At 57.0% G+C, this 14521-nt stretch carries 13 protein-coding genes; 7 read left to right on the forward strand and 6 right to left on the reverse strand.

The features are described from left to right. Window positions 1–137: 137 nt before the first annotated feature. From GGQ68_RS08035 to GGQ68_RS08055, 5 genes are all read left to right on the forward strand, one after another. Complete coding sequence (locus GGQ68_RS08035) at window positions 138–1961, forward strand: extracellular solute-binding protein (RefSeq protein WP_183964975.1); 1824 nt, start codon at window positions 138–140, stop codon at window positions 1959–1961. A gap of 72 nt (window positions 1962–2033) precedes the next feature. Beyond that, a complete protein-coding gene (locus GGQ68_RS08040; protein ID WP_183964773.1) occupies window positions 2034–2147 on the forward strand; it encodes an entericidin EcnA/B family protein in 114 nt (37 codons plus the stop codon). Window positions 2148–2324: 177 nt separating this feature from the next. Beyond that, window positions 2325–3038, forward strand: a complete 714-nt coding sequence (locus GGQ68_RS08045; protein ID WP_183964775.1) for a response regulator — start codon at window positions 2325–2327, stop codon at window positions 3036–3038. A gap of 259 nt (window positions 3039–3297) precedes the next feature. Continuing rightward, entirely contained in the window at window positions 3298–4437 is a 1140-nt protein-coding gene (locus GGQ68_RS08050; protein WP_183964977.1) for an FIST N-terminal domain-containing protein, read from the forward strand. A 15-nt stretch (window positions 4438–4452) separates the two neighbouring features. Continuing rightward, on the forward strand, window positions 4453–6663 hold the full coding sequence (locus GGQ68_RS08055) for a hybrid sensor histidine kinase/response regulator (RefSeq protein WP_183964780.1): 2211 nt from the start codon (window positions 4453–4455) through the stop codon (window positions 6661–6663). Window positions 6664–6941: 278 nt separating this feature from the next. Here GGQ68_RS08055 and GGQ68_RS08060 read toward each other — a convergent pair whose 3' ends face one another. After that, window positions 6942–8684, reverse strand: coding sequence for a methyl-accepting chemotaxis protein (locus tag GGQ68_RS08060; protein ID WP_183964782.1), 1743 nt, complete (start codon window positions 8682–8684; stop codon window positions 6942–6944). Between the two features lie 75 nt (window positions 8685–8759). Further along, entirely contained in the window at window positions 8760–9344 is a 585-nt protein-coding gene (locus tag GGQ68_RS08065) for a hypothetical protein (RefSeq protein ID WP_183964784.1), read from the reverse strand. 198 nt (window positions 9345–9542) lie between these two features. Between GGQ68_RS08065 and GGQ68_RS08070 the strand changes: the two genes are divergently transcribed. After that, window positions 9543–9872 carry a DMT family transporter gene (locus GGQ68_RS08070; protein ID WP_183964785.1) on the forward strand — a complete coding sequence of 110 codons (330 nt, stop codon included), beginning with the start codon at window positions 9543–9545 and terminating at the stop codon, window positions 9870–9872. 88 nt (window positions 9873–9960) lie between these two features. Here the strand turns inward: GGQ68_RS08070 and GGQ68_RS08075 are convergent, their stop codons facing one another. Next, window positions 9961–10581 (reverse strand): outer membrane protein, encoded by a 621-nt coding sequence (locus tag GGQ68_RS08075; protein ID WP_183964787.1) that lies wholly within the window; start codon window positions 10579–10581, stop codon window positions 9961–9963. Window positions 10582–10890: 309 nt separating this feature from the next. Here GGQ68_RS08075 and typA point away from each other — a divergent pair, with 309 nt between their 5' ends. Continuing rightward, a complete protein-coding gene (gene typA / locus GGQ68_RS08080; RefSeq protein ID WP_183964789.1) occupies window positions 10891–12708 on the forward strand; it encodes a translational GTPase TypA in 1818 nt (605 codons plus the stop codon). 155 nt (window positions 12709–12863) lie between these two features. Here typA and GGQ68_RS08085 read toward each other — a convergent pair whose 3' ends face one another. The 3 genes from GGQ68_RS08085 to GGQ68_RS08095 all read right to left on the reverse strand — a co-directional run bounded on the left by GGQ68_RS08085 (window position 12864) and on the right by GGQ68_RS08095 (window position 14486). Continuing rightward, window positions 12864–13247: a hypothetical protein gene (locus GGQ68_RS08085; protein ID WP_183964791.1), complete on the reverse strand. Its 384-nt coding sequence runs from the start codon at window positions 13245–13247 to the stop codon at window positions 12864–12866. Window positions 13248–13469: 222 nt separating this feature from the next. Next, the gene (locus GGQ68_RS08090) at window positions 13470–13739 is read right to left on the reverse strand and encodes a hypothetical protein (RefSeq protein WP_183964793.1); all 270 of its coding nucleotides are present in this window, start codon (window positions 13737–13739) and stop codon (window positions 13470–13472) included. A gap of 459 nt (window positions 13740–14198) precedes the next feature. Beyond that, window positions 14199–14486, reverse strand: coding sequence for a DUF1330 domain-containing protein (locus GGQ68_RS08095; protein ID WP_183964795.1), 288 nt, complete (start codon window positions 14484–14486; stop codon window positions 14199–14201). Between the last annotated feature and the right edge of the window lie 35 nt (window positions 14487–14521).

Consider the following 14521-nt stretch of genomic DNA (forward strand, 5'->3'; position numbering starts at 1 on the left):
CAGGCAAGAAACCTATCGAGCAGTGACACCTTTATAAGCAATCTCCCGCAGGAGTCCAAGCTAAAAGTTTGATAAGGCGTAAAAGCATCGGTACGTTACGGCCAAGAAAACAAGGGCAGATCGGGATTGTTTCTAATATGAACGCGAACATTTTCTCAAAGACGCGACGCTGGTCCGTCAGCATTGCGGCGATTCTCGTTGCGGGAATCGCCAATGCTGAACCGCAGCATGGCATAGCTATGTATGGTGAACCGGAACTGCCACCGGATTTTGTGTCTCTTCCCTATGCAAATGCCGATGCCCCCTTTGGCGGCAAAATCGTACTGGGTGAAGTGGGCAGTTTCGACAGCTTGAATCCGCACATTTTGAAAGGCACCGCACCGTGGCAGCTGCGCTTTCTGGCTTACGAAAGTTTGATGGGCCGCAGTTACGATGAGCCCTTCACGCTTTATGGTTTGCTAGCCGAATCTATCGAGGTCGGCCCGAATCGAGAGTGGGCAGAGTTCACAATTCGCCCGGAGGCGAGGTTCTCCGATGGCTCCCCCGTAACGGTCGAGGACGTCATGTGGAGCTACGAGACGCTCGGCACCAAGGGCCACGGACGTTATCGTGGTCTGTGGCCCCAGATCGAAAGCATGGAGCAGACCGGCGAACGGTCAGTCCGGTTCACTTTCAGCGAGGACAACAGAGAGCTGGCGATGATCGTCGGCATGCGGCCCATTCTGAAGAAAGCCCAGTGGGACGGGATCGATTTCGCAAATTCCGGACTGGACGTGGTTCCAATCAGTTCTGCGCCTTACCTCATTTCCGACTATGAGCCTGGCCGATTCGTCGAACTGAGTCGTGACCCGAATTACTGGGGAAAAGACATCCCTTTTCGCAAAGGAACAAACGTCCTCGATACGATTCGAATGGAATTCTTTGCTGATTCGACCGCGCATTTCGAAGCCTTCAAAGGCGGGCTCTTGAATTCGATTCGCGAGACGAATGTCGAAAAATGGCGCACCCAATATGATTTCCCCCGCGTGCAAAACGGCGAGGTGGTGAAGTCCGAGATCGGTCACGATCGGCCAACTGGGCTTTACGGATTCGTGATGAACACGCGCCGTCAGACCTTCGCAGATTGGCGCGTCCGCGAAGCCATGCTTTTGGCCTTCAACTTCGAGTACATTAACGACGTGCAAACAGGCGGAAGTCAGCCGCGGGTAACGTCGTACTTCTCCAACTCCGTTCTGGAAAAACAGGACGGTCCGGCCGAAGGGCGTGTGCGTGAACTTCTGGAACCTTTCGCCGATGACCTTCTGCCCGGCGCACTCGAAGGCTACAGCTTGCCTGAAAGCGATGGCACCCCGCGCAACCGTGCCAACCTGTCAAAGGCGATGGATCTGCTCACAGCGGCAGGATGGACCGTCGATGCCGGCACTTTGGTCGACGGCGCCGGTCAGCCCTTCGAGTTCGAAATCCTGATCCGCCAAGGGCAAAGCGACAACGCCGCAATCGCTGATATCTATGTCACCGCGCTGGAACGCCTCGGCATCGCCGCTACCGTGATCGAAGTCGATTCCGCCCAGTACGAGGACCGGATCGCAAATTATGATTACGATATGACGTATTATGAGCGCGGTGCCTCGCTCAGCCCCGGCAACGAGCAGAAGCTTTACTGGGGCGCAGACGGCGTCGAAACGCCGGGTTCACGGAACTACATGGGCATGAACTCCCCGGCTGCAGAGGCAATGATCGACACGATGTTAAACGCTGAAAGCCGCGATGACTTTGTTGCTGCTGCCCGTGCTCTGGACCGCGTGCTCGCCTCCGGCCGGTATGTGATCCCGATTATGTACCGCTACGACAAGAGCCGTATCGCCCACGCTAAGGAACTAAAGTATTCCGAGGATCTGCCAATCTACGGTGATTGGCTGGGATTTCAGCCTGACGTCTGGTGGTGGGACGAGACCGAGTAATGACAATCGGTGGGGCTGTGTCGCCCCACTCAACCAAACCCGTGGCTAAAAAACTGAACATTGAGGCAGACAATGAAGAAAATTCTGATCGTGATGATGGCCTTGGCGCTTGCATCCTGTGGCACCGTTGACGGCATCGGACAAGATATCTCCGCCGGGTCGAGGACGGTGCAGAGCTGGCTGTAACGCTTGCACTTTTTTGGACGAAAAATCATTGGGTTGACGGAGATAGTTAACCCAATGATTGCAATTCAAAGAAATATGAAACGATCTTGTTGCATCACGGCATAAGACCAATGGGTAAGAGATTTGACCGGCAGGACTGTCTATCGTCTGTCCAACGCGACATGAGGCACGGCTGAGATGAACACCGCAGCACAGGCAGAAATCACCCCACCGATCAAGGCGCTGGTGGTCGATGATCACCCGCTATTTTGCGACGCGCTGACGTTGACGCTGCAATCCATCGCTGACTTTCAGGAAATCCGGACCTCTGGAACCTTGGAACAGGCGCTGGAGGTGCTGGCGCAAGATCAGGCTATTGGTTTCATTGTTCTGGATCTGAACTTACCAGACGTGAACGGCCTCGACGGCTTGGTCCGGCTGCGCAATGCCAACGCGCGCGCGCCTATCCTGGTGGCGTCGTCTATGGCCGACAACACCATGATCGCACACGCGTTGAAAGCGGGGGCCAACGGGTTCGTGCCGAAGCACTCACAACGCTCTGTCTTTCGGCGTGCGTTCGAGGCGGTGACCTCGGGCCGTGCCTTTGTTCCCGACGGGTTCATCGACCCCGCGGGTGGGCACAGCACCGACTCTGACACCGCCCTTGCCCGTCTGGCCAGCCTTACCAACCAACAAGCGCGCATTCTGCACCTGATCTGTGAGGGTAAGCTGAACAAGCAAATCGCATTTGACCTGTCGATCGCTGAAACAACGGTGAAGGCGCATGTGACCGCAATCATGCGCAAACTGGGCGTCCATAGCCGCACGCAGGCTGTGCTGGTTTCACAAGAGGCACGATTTTCCAATGCGGCCGAAAGCGGATTCCGCAAAGACTTGCCAAGTGGTCTTTAGCGCCATACTGCTTTTCAAAGCTTGCCATTGACGTGTTGTTGGTCAAGTGACGGATCGGGGTCGAGACATATCGCTCGGCACAGGAGGCCCGCTCCCTGCCCCACGGGCGTCCTTCCATCATGCGTCAAAGGCTCGACATCGCGTGTCGCGCCCCGGTGCGGCCGCCCATCCAGGGAGGAGAAACTGGTACGTGGATGGAACGAAGAGCACAGCTGAGGGGCCCACGCGGACCCCACCCGGCTTTTTGACCGCACCGCAGATGCAACCTTTGAAAGCGTTGCGCACAGGGCAGGTGTCGTGTTTCGTGCCGAACCCGGTAGACAGGCTGGCCCAAGCATTGGGTGAAGATCTTGGCTTGGTATGCCTTTTCGCATCGCCGGAAGCTGATTTTGAAGCGCTCACATCGGCGGCCAACGCGGGTTTCGCCGGCGCGGATGTGCTGGCCTGCACCACTGCAGGGGAGCTTGGCGCGCAAGGATACGAGGATAGCCAGATCGTCGCCGTCGGTTTTCCACGCGCCTATTTTGAAGTGACCTCCTTCGCCATCAAAGACCTCGACAGGATCGACGAGCAAGCGCTGATCGACCGGCTGATCCATCAACGTTTGGACCTGACGCGCCGCGCGCCGGATATGGTGTCGGAATTTGCCTTTACCCTGGTGGATGGATTGTCTCTGCGCGAAGAGCATTTGACGGCCGTTCTGGCGAGCGGTTTGGGGCCGATCCCCTTGTTCGGAGGCTCCGCAGGAGATGGGACGGAATTCGGCGAAACGCTTTTGTCGTTTAATGGCAATGTGATGCAGAACGCCGCTATGGTGGCTATCGTGAGGTCGCATTGTCCGGTTCAGGTCTTCAGCCTGGATCATTTGGTGCCGACAGACATTCGAATGGTCGTAACGTCAGCCAGCCCGGACACCCGCATCGTGCATGAAATCAATGCCGAACCAGCCGCTTTTGAATATGCACGCCTGCTGGGCAAAGATCCAAACCAGCTGGATCCGTTTACCTTTGCCGCGCATCCCGTTGTAGTAAAGCTCGGCGACACCCACCATGTACGCGCCATTCAAAGAGTGAGCGATACGGGCGAACTGGTGTTCTTTTCCGCCATCAACGAAGGGATGGTGCTGACACTGGCGCGACACCAGGACATGGTGGCGCATCTGGACCAGGCGTTGGATGAACTGGCAGAAGACGGCGCGCCTGACCAGATCTTGGGCTTCGACTGTCTTTTGCGGCGCATGGACGCTGGACAGGTGCAGAAGACGCGCGACATTTCCGATATTCTTCAACGGCATAATGTGGTCGGTTTCTCTACCTACGGGGAACAAATCGGTGGGCTGCATGTGAACCAGACGTTGACAGGCGTGGCGATCTATCCGCCCCGCGCACCATTGGACTAGACCCCTGAGGCTCCCATGTCGCTTGTGAACCCCGCCGACAGTCTTGAGCGGCAGAACGAAAAGTTGCTGCAGATTGCACAGTCGCTGATGAACCGCGTGGAATATGGCGCGGAGCAGAACGGCGCGGCCTATGCCCAGTTCGAGCGCGCGGCCCTGCTGGAGAAGCGGGTTCGAGAGCGCACGTTGGAGCTGGAACGGACGCTGAACCTGTTGCACGATTCAAACGCGCAATTGTCAGAGGCGAACGCGCAAACTGAGGCTGCGCGACAGAACCTGGCCGATGCCATCGAGGCCGTGTCCGAAGGGTTCGCCCTGTTCGATTCCGGTGACACTCTGGTCATGTGCAATTCGAGATTTTGCCGTGATTTCCATGAGATGCAGAAGACTCTTAAACCAGGCTTGCCGTTTTCAGAATATGTACGACAGGTCAGCCGATCGCCCTTCTTACTGCTGCCATCGGAGGAAACGCCAGACAATTGGGCAGCACGGCGCATCCGCCGCCACCAAGATCGGCACGTTATGTTCAACGTGCAGCTGCGTCTGGGGCGCTGGTTGCAGGTGTCGGAGCATCGCACCAGCACCGAAGGCACGGTGATCTTGCAGACTGACGTGACAGATCTGATCCGCATTGAGCGCGCGGAACGTGACCGTCTGCGCGACAAGCAGGCGGTTATGGTGCGCGCCACGCTGGATCACCTGAACCAAGGCGTTGGGATCTTTGACGAACTTGGGCAGCTTGTCGGATGGAACGGCAAGCTCGGCGCGCTGCTGGCGATGGACGCGCGGCGATTGCAGATCGGGGCCTCTTTTTCAGGGCTAATTGATCGGCTCGCGCAAGATGTACGCTTTGCCCAAGGGATCGACCGCGAGGGCTTTTTGCAGTGGGCACTGACCGGCAATCATCGCGCACCGATTTCATTTGAAGTCGTCCAAGGGGAACGGACAGTTTTGCAGGTCTTCGGACGCGGGATGCCGGACGGCGGATTTGTAATTTCCGTGACGGATGTGACCGCGGAACGCGAGGCCGCGCGGCGCTTGTTCGAGATGAACGAAGTGCTCGAACAGCGCGTGATGGAGCGGACACTGGAGTTGGAAGATGCTCTTTCGGCAGCGGAGCGGGCAAATGCGTCGAAGTCGCGTTTTGTGGCCGCAGCCTCGCATGATTTGTTGCAACCACTATCTGCGGCGAAGCTGTATGTCTCGTCCCTGGCGGATCGTTTTCCGGGTACCGAGGAGCACAGGGTACTGGAAAAGGCGGAGTCGGCTCTGACCTCTGCGGCCCAGATCATCGATGCGCTTTTGGACATCTCAAAACTCGACGGCGACGGACTGCATTTCGACATTCGCGCAGTAAAGTTGACGGAGATCCTCCAGCCTTTGCGAGATGAAATGAGCGTTCTGGCGGAGCGCAAGGGGGTGGAGATGCGTATCGTTGACAGCCACCTGATCGTGGACTCTGACGCCACCTATCTGCGTCGCGTTGTACAAAATTTGCTCGCAAACGCGATCCGATACACTGAGACGGGTAAAGTACTGGTCGGCGTGCGGCGCAACGGCGGCTCCGCACGGATCGAGGTCTGGGACACTGGACCCGGCATCGCCGAAGATGACCAGAACGCCATTTTTGAAGAGTTCCGACGGCTGGACACGAAGGCGTCACGCAATGAAGGGCTAGGCCTCGGACTGGCTATCGTGGAGCGCGCATGTGCGCGGTTGGGACATCCGCTCGGCCTGTGGTCCGAGGTGGGGCGCGGGTCTTGCTTTATGGTGAATGTCCCCATCGCTGGATTTCAGTCCGGGCCGCGTGATCCTCGGCGCAGCGCGCCAAGGCCCGTGCATCTAAGCCACGCCGGACTGATCGCGCTGTTGGTAGAAAATGACGCAGCTTTGCGTCGCGCGTTGAGCATAATGCTTGAAAGTTGGGGTGTGAACGTGATTGAGGCGGAAGACGCGGACTTGGCCATTGCGCTGCTGGATGATCTGCAATTGAGCCCCGATGTCTTGCTGCTGGACTATCAGCTTGGGTCTGGGCCAACTGGTCTGGCGCTTGCCCAAGAAATAAATGAGAGCCAGTTGGCGCCACTTCCATGCGCCATCATATCTGCCGACAAATCACCGCAACTTCGCCAAGACTGTAAGGTCGCGGGTGTTGAACTTTTGGCGAAACCCTTGGATCGTCACAAACTGGCGCAGTTCCTTGAAGGGGTGGCGCAGCAAATCCCTTGATCGGTCTGTTTCCCGTAATAAACGGCCAGAGACTGTTTTGAGCATTGCCTCACCACCTACAACATTTCCATAATTGCAGAATGCACCCGGCTTTTCAGGAGTATAGACCACGCTTAAACTACGCGGGTTAAGCAGTGCTAGCATTAGACGCTTGCTGTAGCCGACATCTTCCGCCGTGCACCACCCAGAAAAAGTCGAGTGTTTTATTTTTTTCCATGCCGATTGCGGATTCTTTTGAACCGTTTTCAAAGGCGCGGAACGCCCCCATAGCCTGGATATCAAGCTGCATGCTGTTCTAGAGCGGGGCCATTTGTTGCGTGTGAACCTGTTTCAAAACCTGCGACCCGCTTGCTCAAGCGATTAGCCTCTTCGTGGAGCATTTGAGAAGCAGCGGTGGACTCCTCGACCATGGCGGCATTCTGCTGCGTCACGCGGTCAAGGTTGCTGATCCCCTCGTTAATCTCATTTAAGCCCTGCGCCTGATCCTCGGCGCTCGAGGCAATCTGCTCCACCATTGCGGAAACATCTGCGATTTTGGCCAATACATCCTCAAGAGCCAATCCAGAGGCCTCCACCAGATGTACCCCCTGCTTCACCTGTTCGCCGGAGCCGAGGATGAGGTCCTTGATCTGTTGGGCAGCCTCCGCACTGCGCTGCGCCAATCCGCGTACTTCTGATGCAACCACGGCAAAACCCTTCCCGGACTCGCCCGCCCGTGCGGCTTCAACGCCAGCGTTTAAAGCCAAGAGGTTGGTTTGGAAGGCTATATCGTCTATCACAGAGGTGATTTCAGAAATCTTGTCCGAGCTTTTTTCGATCTGGTTCATAGCGATAATCGCAGATTTCATCACCTGACCATTCTTTTCGGCGGTCTCCCGGGTGTGCGACATGGTAGTGTTTGCGTCAGAAGCATTGCGGGCGGCAGATTTTACGGCGGCGAGCATCTCTTCCATGGCAGCGGCGGATTGTTCCAAGGTTGCGGCCTGTGTCTCGGTACGGCGCGAAAGGTCATCGGAAGCCGATGCAATTTGGTCGGAGCTGGCAAGAATGCCTTCAGCGCCACCTTTGACGTCCGTCACCACTTCGCAAAGGTGTTCGACAGCGCGGTTAAAGTTGGCGCGCAGGGCTTCGTATTCCTTTGGGAATGGTCCTGCGATACGCATGTGCAGAATACCATTCGCCAAATTGTCGAGCGCCTGCCCCAGTTCGCCCACCACTTTAAGCTGTTGCTCAAGTCTTTCGGCCCGCGCCTGTTCGGCCGTGCGACCTTCACGCAGCACTTTGAGCAGGGCCAAAGTGTTACGAGCGATGTCACCAATCTCGTCTTTGCGTCCGACCATCTTGGATTCAGTGTCATAATCGCCGTCGATAATCCGTTTTACGGCCCTTGTCAGACGTCGCAACGGTGCGCCAAGTGTCCGGTTCAGCAACCAAAGCGTCAAGCCCATCATCACTACGAACGAGACACCGGCGAGGACAAATATCCAACGAGCATCCTGCCAAACGAGCGCCCGCTGCGCCTCGTAGCTGCTGGCCAGCGCCAACGCCCCGATCACCGGTCCTTCCGGTCCCGCCATGACGGGCGCCGCTCGCAGTCTGTTTTTCTGCTCTGTCACGGCGCTGGTGCCAGCCAAGGCCAGACGGCCAAGTTCTATCAGAGTATCCTGTTCCGCGTCCAAACCTTCTGTCGTGTGAGCTGAGACGAGGTTTCCATCGGCATTCAAGACGATGACAGACTCCGCGTTGGCGCCAAGGCCTTGCAACAAGAGGAGCGACACTTCCTCGATCTTGTCAGCCACTTGAAAACGCAACGGTTTTTGCAGTGCTTCAAGACCTCGAGCCAACTCTCGTTCCGCTTGTCTGTTGACGTCGGAAACCGCCATCCTGTCAAAAAGCTGCATGGCTCCCGCTGAAAGCACACCGGCGACAACAATGGTCGTCGCGGCCATGAGCAGCGCACATCTTACGAAAATAGAGTGCCACACAAACTTACGTTTAATTTCTGTGTCTTGAACGGACATGGACGGTCTCCTCGCCCGGAGGGGCGGCGCTTCATAGGGGTCACCCAAAAACACATTTCGGGTGACCGACGTCATTTACATGAGGGATTCGGCGTCGAGGCCTACGGTCATCGCACCAATTGCCGCGCCCGTTGCGGGGTCGGTGAGCGTAAAGGAGATCTGCACCTGATAAATCTGAGTCGATTCGTCGAATTCGATTTCAGAGAAATGAACCGCGCCGACGCCGACGCCGTAGGTCTTTTGGTATTTGTCCTCATCCCCCTGCCAGTAGTCGGACGTCGCGTTGGAGGCAGCGACATTCAGGCCTTGCGAGTCCATAACAATGACTTCTGTCATGGTGCCGCCCAAGGCCGACACGTGCTCACGTAAAAAATCAGCAGCCGGCCCCATCAAAACTCCGTCCACAAGTGCCGACGCGCCTGTTCCCACCTCTTCTCTCCATGTTCGGTCGAGGGCGTCGATCTGGGCCTGATCGTAGCCGGAGGTCACAGCATTTTGCGCAGAGACCGCTTCGACAATCACCGGGTCATCGGCCCAGGGCAGTACATTCGCCTCCAGATAGGTGTTCAACGCATCAGCGGGCTCGGCCGCTGTGGTGACGGTCGGCAGGCCGAGGGTCATAAAGGTGCCAAGGGTGGCCGAGAACAGTGCTGCGCGCATATTTGGGTCGCTCCGGTATGGGTGTCAGATCCCCACAAGATACGCGCAGACCCCTGACCTAGCGTTAAGATAGTCGGTAAATCTCGGTGCAGTTTAAGCAAACCGTGTCCCGGATCCCAGCCAACGCGGTATTTGGTGCGCCGGACCTTGACCCTTCAGACCGCTCCAGACAGACGAGAGAGAGAACGGAGACTTCTCATGCCCTACCTCATCCTTGTTCTCGCCGTAGTGGCCGAGACAATCGGCACCACGGCTTTACAGGCGAGTCAGCAATTTACGCGGCCCTTGCCTACGATCTTGGTGGTCGTCGCCTATGGCGCGGCCTTTTATCTGTTGGCCTGGGTTTTGCGGACGATGCCTGTTGGCATTGCCTACGCTATGTGGTCCGGATTGGGGATCGTGCTCATCGCCATCATCGGTCGGCTGGTTTTTGGGCAAAAGCTCGATCTGGCGGCGATCCTTGGAATGGCCATGATCCTTGGCGGCATCGTTGTGATCCAGATTTTCTCCAAGGTTGCCACACATTGAAAGAAAAAAACCCCGGAACGCGCAGGTTCCGGGGTTCATGTCTAGGCAACAAATCGTTGCGTTTTAGATGCGTTACGCACCGAAAACATTAGAAGCGCAGGGTGCCGCGCAAGTTAATGGTCTGGTTAACCACATCCACGTTAGTGCTGCCGATGTCTTCGAAGTTCTCGGCCAAATACTCAGCGCCCAGACCGAAACGGTCAGTCACTTTGTATTCCATGCCAAAGCCACCCACGGGCGCTGTTGCATCGCCGATGTTGGTTTCAACCTTGGACATACCTGCTGTGGCGTACACGAGAGTTTGGCCAAAGTCCCAACCGCCACGAATTTTCGCGCGGGCGACGTTTTCAACGTCTACACCGTTCAGGTCAACTTCGTCCGAACCTGAGAACTCCAGTTCGCCGCCAAACACGGCGCGACCGACTTGGTAGTCATAACCGCCAAACACACCGTAAACGGCTTGGGTGTCATCATAGCTGCCGGATTCGCTCATTTGAGCGCCCAAGCTCAGACCACCATATGCACCGGTCCAGTTGCCCATCGGAGCAACGGGCGCCACCACGACCGGTGCGGCAGGTGCTGCTTCCACGACTGCAACGTCTGCACTACCAGCTGTCGCGGCAATCGGGGCCAGTGCGGTTGCGGTCAGGGCAGCGCTTGTGAGTACAAAATTACGGATTTTCATTTCGGTTTCCTTTTCCTCGTTCATCGCCGGCCATTTTTGAGGTGTCTTTAGTGGACTGATCCGGCGTCTCTGCAGTGCTATCTGGTACCTGCATGCCCGTTTGCAACGGCGTAATCCGCATTTAGGTTCCGAACTTTCCGCACAGCCTGCTTAAACGGCCAAAGAGTGCCCATGAACCCTGCGTCATAGGCCAAAAGGTGCCGGTTTCATGTGTTCGTGCAACTGCAAACAAGCGTGATAAATCCACAACAAGCGGCTTTGCAGCGGTTTGGGTCTAGCCTTTTGGCCCTTATGACGCTAGGCGAGCGGCAATCCGGACAAGAGGAAACACACATGGAATTGCGCAATGTCGCGATTATCGCGCACGTCGACCACGGGAAAACGACCCTCGTCGACGAACTGCTGAAGCAATCGGGCGCGTTTCGCGCCAATCAGGCTGTCGCCGAACGGGCAATGGACAGCAACGACCTTGAACGCGAACGCGGGATCACAATCCTTGCCAAGGCGACCTCGGTCGAATGGAAAGGCACGCGGATCAACATCGTTGACACACCCGGGCACGCTGACTTTGGTGCCGAGGTCGAGCGAATTCTGAGCATGGTCGACGGCGTTGTCCTTTTGGTGGATGCCGCAGAAGGCCCGATGCCGCAGACGAAATTCGTGACGTCCAAGGCGCTGGCGCTTGGCCTGCGTCCGATCGTGGTGCTGAACAAGGTGGACAAACCTGACGCCGAGCCGGATCGTGCGTTGGACGAGGTCTTTGACCTGTTTTCCGCACTCGACGCGGACGAAGACCAGCTGGACTTCCCGCATCTCTATGCCTCCGGTCGTTCCGGCTGGTGCGACGCAGAGCTGGACGGCACACGGTCAAACCTTGACGCGTTGTTCAACCTGATCGTCAACCACGTCCGCGAGCCCAAGCAGGTCAAGAAGCGCGACCTGGATTTCAGCATGTTGGCCGTGACGCTCGGCTCTGACCCCTTTGTGGGCCGCATGCTGACAGGACGCGTGGAATCGGGTCGCTGCAAGGTCGGCCAGACGGTTCAGTCGATCTCTCGCATCGGACAAAAAATCGAACAGTTCCGCGTGACCAAGATCCAGGCTTTCCGCGGCCTTCAATTGCAAGACATCGAAGAAGCCGAAGCAGGCGATATCGTGTCCATAGCAGGCATGACCAAAACCACCGTGGCCGATACGATCTGTGCCTTGGCTGTGGAAGAGCCTCTCGAAGCACAGCCTATCGATCCACCGACCATCACGGTGAGCTTTGGCATCAACGACAGTCCGCTTGCAGGGCGTGACGGCAAGCACGTGCAGTCCCGTGTCATCCGCAACCGCCTGTACAAAGAAGCTGAAACCAACGTTGCGATCCGCATCACCGACACGCCCGGCGGCGATGCCTTCGAGGTGTCCGGCCGTGGCGAATTGCAGATGGGGGTCCTGATCGAAAACATGCGTCGCGAAGGGTTCGAGCTGTCGATCTCTCGCCCGCAAGTGATCATGAAGGAAGAGAACGGCGTCCGTATGGAGCCCGTCGAAGAAGCAACCATCGACGTGGACGATGAGTACACCGGCGCCGTGATCGAAAAGCTGACCGGACCACGCAAAGGCGAGCTGGCTGAAATGAAACCCGCCGGCGCCGGGAAAACGCGGATCATCGCGCATGTCCCTTCGCGCGGTCTGATCGGGTACCATGGTGAGTTCCTGACTGACACCCGCGGCACAGGGGTTCTGAACCGCGTGTTCCACGGCTGGACTCCACACAAAGGTCCGATCCCGGGTCGCCGATCTGGCGTTCTGATTTCCATGGAAAATGGCGAGGCTGTGGCCTTTGCGCTGTGGAACCTCGAAGACCGCGGCAAAATGATGATTGGTGCGCAAGCCCCCGTTTATACCGGCATGATCATTGGCGAGCACAGCCGTGAAAACGACCTTGAGGTGAACCCTCTCAAGGGTAAAAAGCTTACCAACGTGCGCGCCTCCGGCACTGATGAGGCCGTCCGCCTTACCACGCCGATCACATTGTCGCTGGAGGAAGCAATTTCCTACATCAACGATGACGAACTGGTCGAAGTGACGCCGAACGCAATTCGTCTGCGCAAGAAGTACCTCGACCCGCACGAGCGCAAGCGTCAGTCCCGCTCTGCATGATAGCATCTGACGCCTGCCATTCGGCGGGCGTCACACGATGTGAGCGAAGATATAGCAACGGCACCCTTCCGGGTGCCGTTATGCGTTCGCAGCCGTGCGCAAGCCGCCCCTAAGGCACTTGCCGGTGGTTTAGTGAATGCGCACTGTGATTGAGTTTATTCTGGATCCACAGGCGTAAGTGGCTCAAGTTCGGTGCAGCCCTTCAATGGGTCACACTGGCCGTCTGGCAGGCTCTCCGCTCGGCGCAGGATGCGACGGGTGCACGTCACTTGCTGCAAAAGCACGTAGGCGGGCGCGACCAGCGCCTTTTCCTCGATATAGATTGCCGGGAAGTGGGTCATGGTGATCTGGCCGGTCTCGGCCTCGTTGTGCACCAGACGCGCCTTGCGCACCAAACGGCGGGAGGTCTCGTAAACCGCCTCGACGTTGACCTTGCGATAGCACATCGGACCAGGACCTTCATCCCGGGCAACAGCCTGGCCCGCGAGGCTCATGGCCAACAGAGTCCACCCAACGATGCGCATATCAATCCCAGTCATCAGTCCTGACCGGAAGTCTTGTGTATTTTCTGGGGTTTGACAAGATTTGCGCCGGTTGCGGGAAAGATTTCTCCACCGGGGACACCGGGCTGCAACACACACAGCATGTAGCGGACGCCAGTCCATCCACAGCCCCAGGACGCAATATACAGCCCGTCAAAACAGATGAAGGGCGCGGGTTGGCAGCCCCCGCGCCCTTCTAATGCCTACCTCAAGAGAGGATTAGCTGCAGGGTGCTTTCACTGCAACGTAGTGACCCGGAGCCGCCATGGACTTGTTCTCTTTGTACACGGCCGGGTAATGCATTTTGACCATCTGGCCGTTTGCATTGTGCTCCCACTCGGTGTGCGCCGCCATGATCAGGGTCTTGGAGGTGTGGTACTTGGCTGGAACCCAGACTTTATCGTAGCACGCCACGACTTGACCTTCCCAGGCAAATGCCGGGGCTGCGAGAGCTGCGAGAATTGCTGCGCCTGCGATAACTTTTTTCATGATCTTTCTCCCAAGAAAAGTTGTAGGTGCGAGCACCTTAGCCAAACATTCTCAGGCGACGCGACAGGAATTCCTTACTTGAGGGCCAAAAAGCGCCTACCTCCCCGGATTCCCCAAGAAAATCGGCATTCTGTGACCCAAGTGCCATATTTTTGCCACGGTTCCAGCCATTTATGAGGTGTTTTGCATTTTCGATAACGGAAACCATTCCACAAAGCGAAAGCGATACTGTGGATAACCCTGCAATTACCGGAAATTTTCTCGAATCATCCAAGCAGCAGAAACCGCACCAAGGCTGTATTCCGCCGACGGCAAAGCACCGCCGAGCCGGGCCCGAACGAGCGCGGATGATTATGTTCAACACACAACTCAACTATTTGGAAAAGAACAGCTATTGGCAGCCAGCTACCAATTCGAAATACGATACGCAACTTAGGCCAGCCAAGCTGGCCAAAATACTCAGTCGGAGATTTCGACCACCATCAACTCCCGCTCCGACGCATCTCGCGCATGACTGAGAGCTTCTTGGTATGCATCGGAGTGATAGCAGGCAACAGCCTCGTCGACGGAAGCAAACCGCGCCACAACATTGCGCGGACGGTCTTTGCCTTCAAGCTGCACATATCGTCCGCCACGGGCGATGAACTGCCCACCGTGTGCCGCGATGGCAGGCCCCGCCAAGGCCGCGTACTTGCTGTACGACGCTTCGTCGGTGACGGTGACGTGGGCGATCCAAAGTGCGGACATGAAGCTCTCCAAAGGCAAAGGCCCCGGTTGTTATA

The organism is Sagittula marina (assembly GCF_014196795.1).
GTDB classification, from domain to species: Bacteria; Pseudomonadota; Alphaproteobacteria; order Rhodobacterales; family Rhodobacteraceae; genus Sagittula; species Sagittula marina.

Bases quoted from the DNA above. Each gene is read 5' to 3' on its own strand.
- GGQ68_RS08035 (WP_183964975.1), top strand. From the start codon at position 138: ATGAACGCGAACATTTTCTCAAAGACGCGACGCTGGTCCGTCAGCATT.
- GGQ68_RS08040 (WP_183964773.1), top strand. From the start codon at position 2,034: ATGAAGAAAATTCTGATCGTGATGATGGCCTTGGCGCTTGCATCCTGT.
- GGQ68_RS08070 (WP_183964785.1), top strand. From the start codon at position 9,543: ATGCCCTACCTCATCCTTGTTCTCGCCGTAGTGGCCGAGACAATCGGC.
- GGQ68_RS08060 (WP_183964782.1), bottom strand. From the start codon at position 8,684: ATGTCCGTTCAAGACACAGAAATTAAACGTAAGTTTGTGTGGCACTCT.
- GGQ68_RS08075 (WP_183964787.1), bottom strand. From the start codon at position 10,581: ATGAACGAGGAAAAGGAAACCGAAATGAAAATCCGTAATTTTGTACTC.
- GGQ68_RS08090 (WP_183964793.1), bottom strand. From the start codon at position 13,739: ATGAAAAAAGTTATCGCAGGCGCAGCAATTCTCGCAGCTCTCGCAGCC.
- GGQ68_RS08045 (WP_183964775.1), top strand. From the start codon at position 2,325: ATGAACACCGCAGCACAGGCAGAAATCACCCCACCGATCAAGGCGCTG.
- GGQ68_RS08055 (WP_183964780.1), top strand. From the start codon at position 4,453: ATGTCGCTTGTGAACCCCGCCGACAGTCTTGAGCGGCAGAACGAAAAG.
- GGQ68_RS08095 (WP_183964795.1), bottom strand. From the start codon at position 14,486: ATGTCCGCACTTTGGATCGCCCACGTCACCGTCACCGACGAAGCGTCG.
- typA (WP_183964789.1), top strand. From the start codon at position 10,891: ATGGAATTGCGCAATGTCGCGATTATCGCGCACGTCGACCACGGGAAA.
- GGQ68_RS08065 (WP_183964784.1), bottom strand. From the start codon at position 9,344: ATGCGCGCAGCACTGTTCTCGGCCACCCTTGGCACCTTTATGACCCTC.
- GGQ68_RS08050 (WP_183964977.1), top strand. From the start codon at position 3,298: ATGCAACCTTTGAAAGCGTTGCGCACAGGGCAGGTGTCGTGTTTCGTG.
- GGQ68_RS08085 (WP_183964791.1), bottom strand. From the start codon at position 13,247: ATGACTGGGATTGATATGCGCATCGTTGGGTGGACTCTGTTGGCCATG.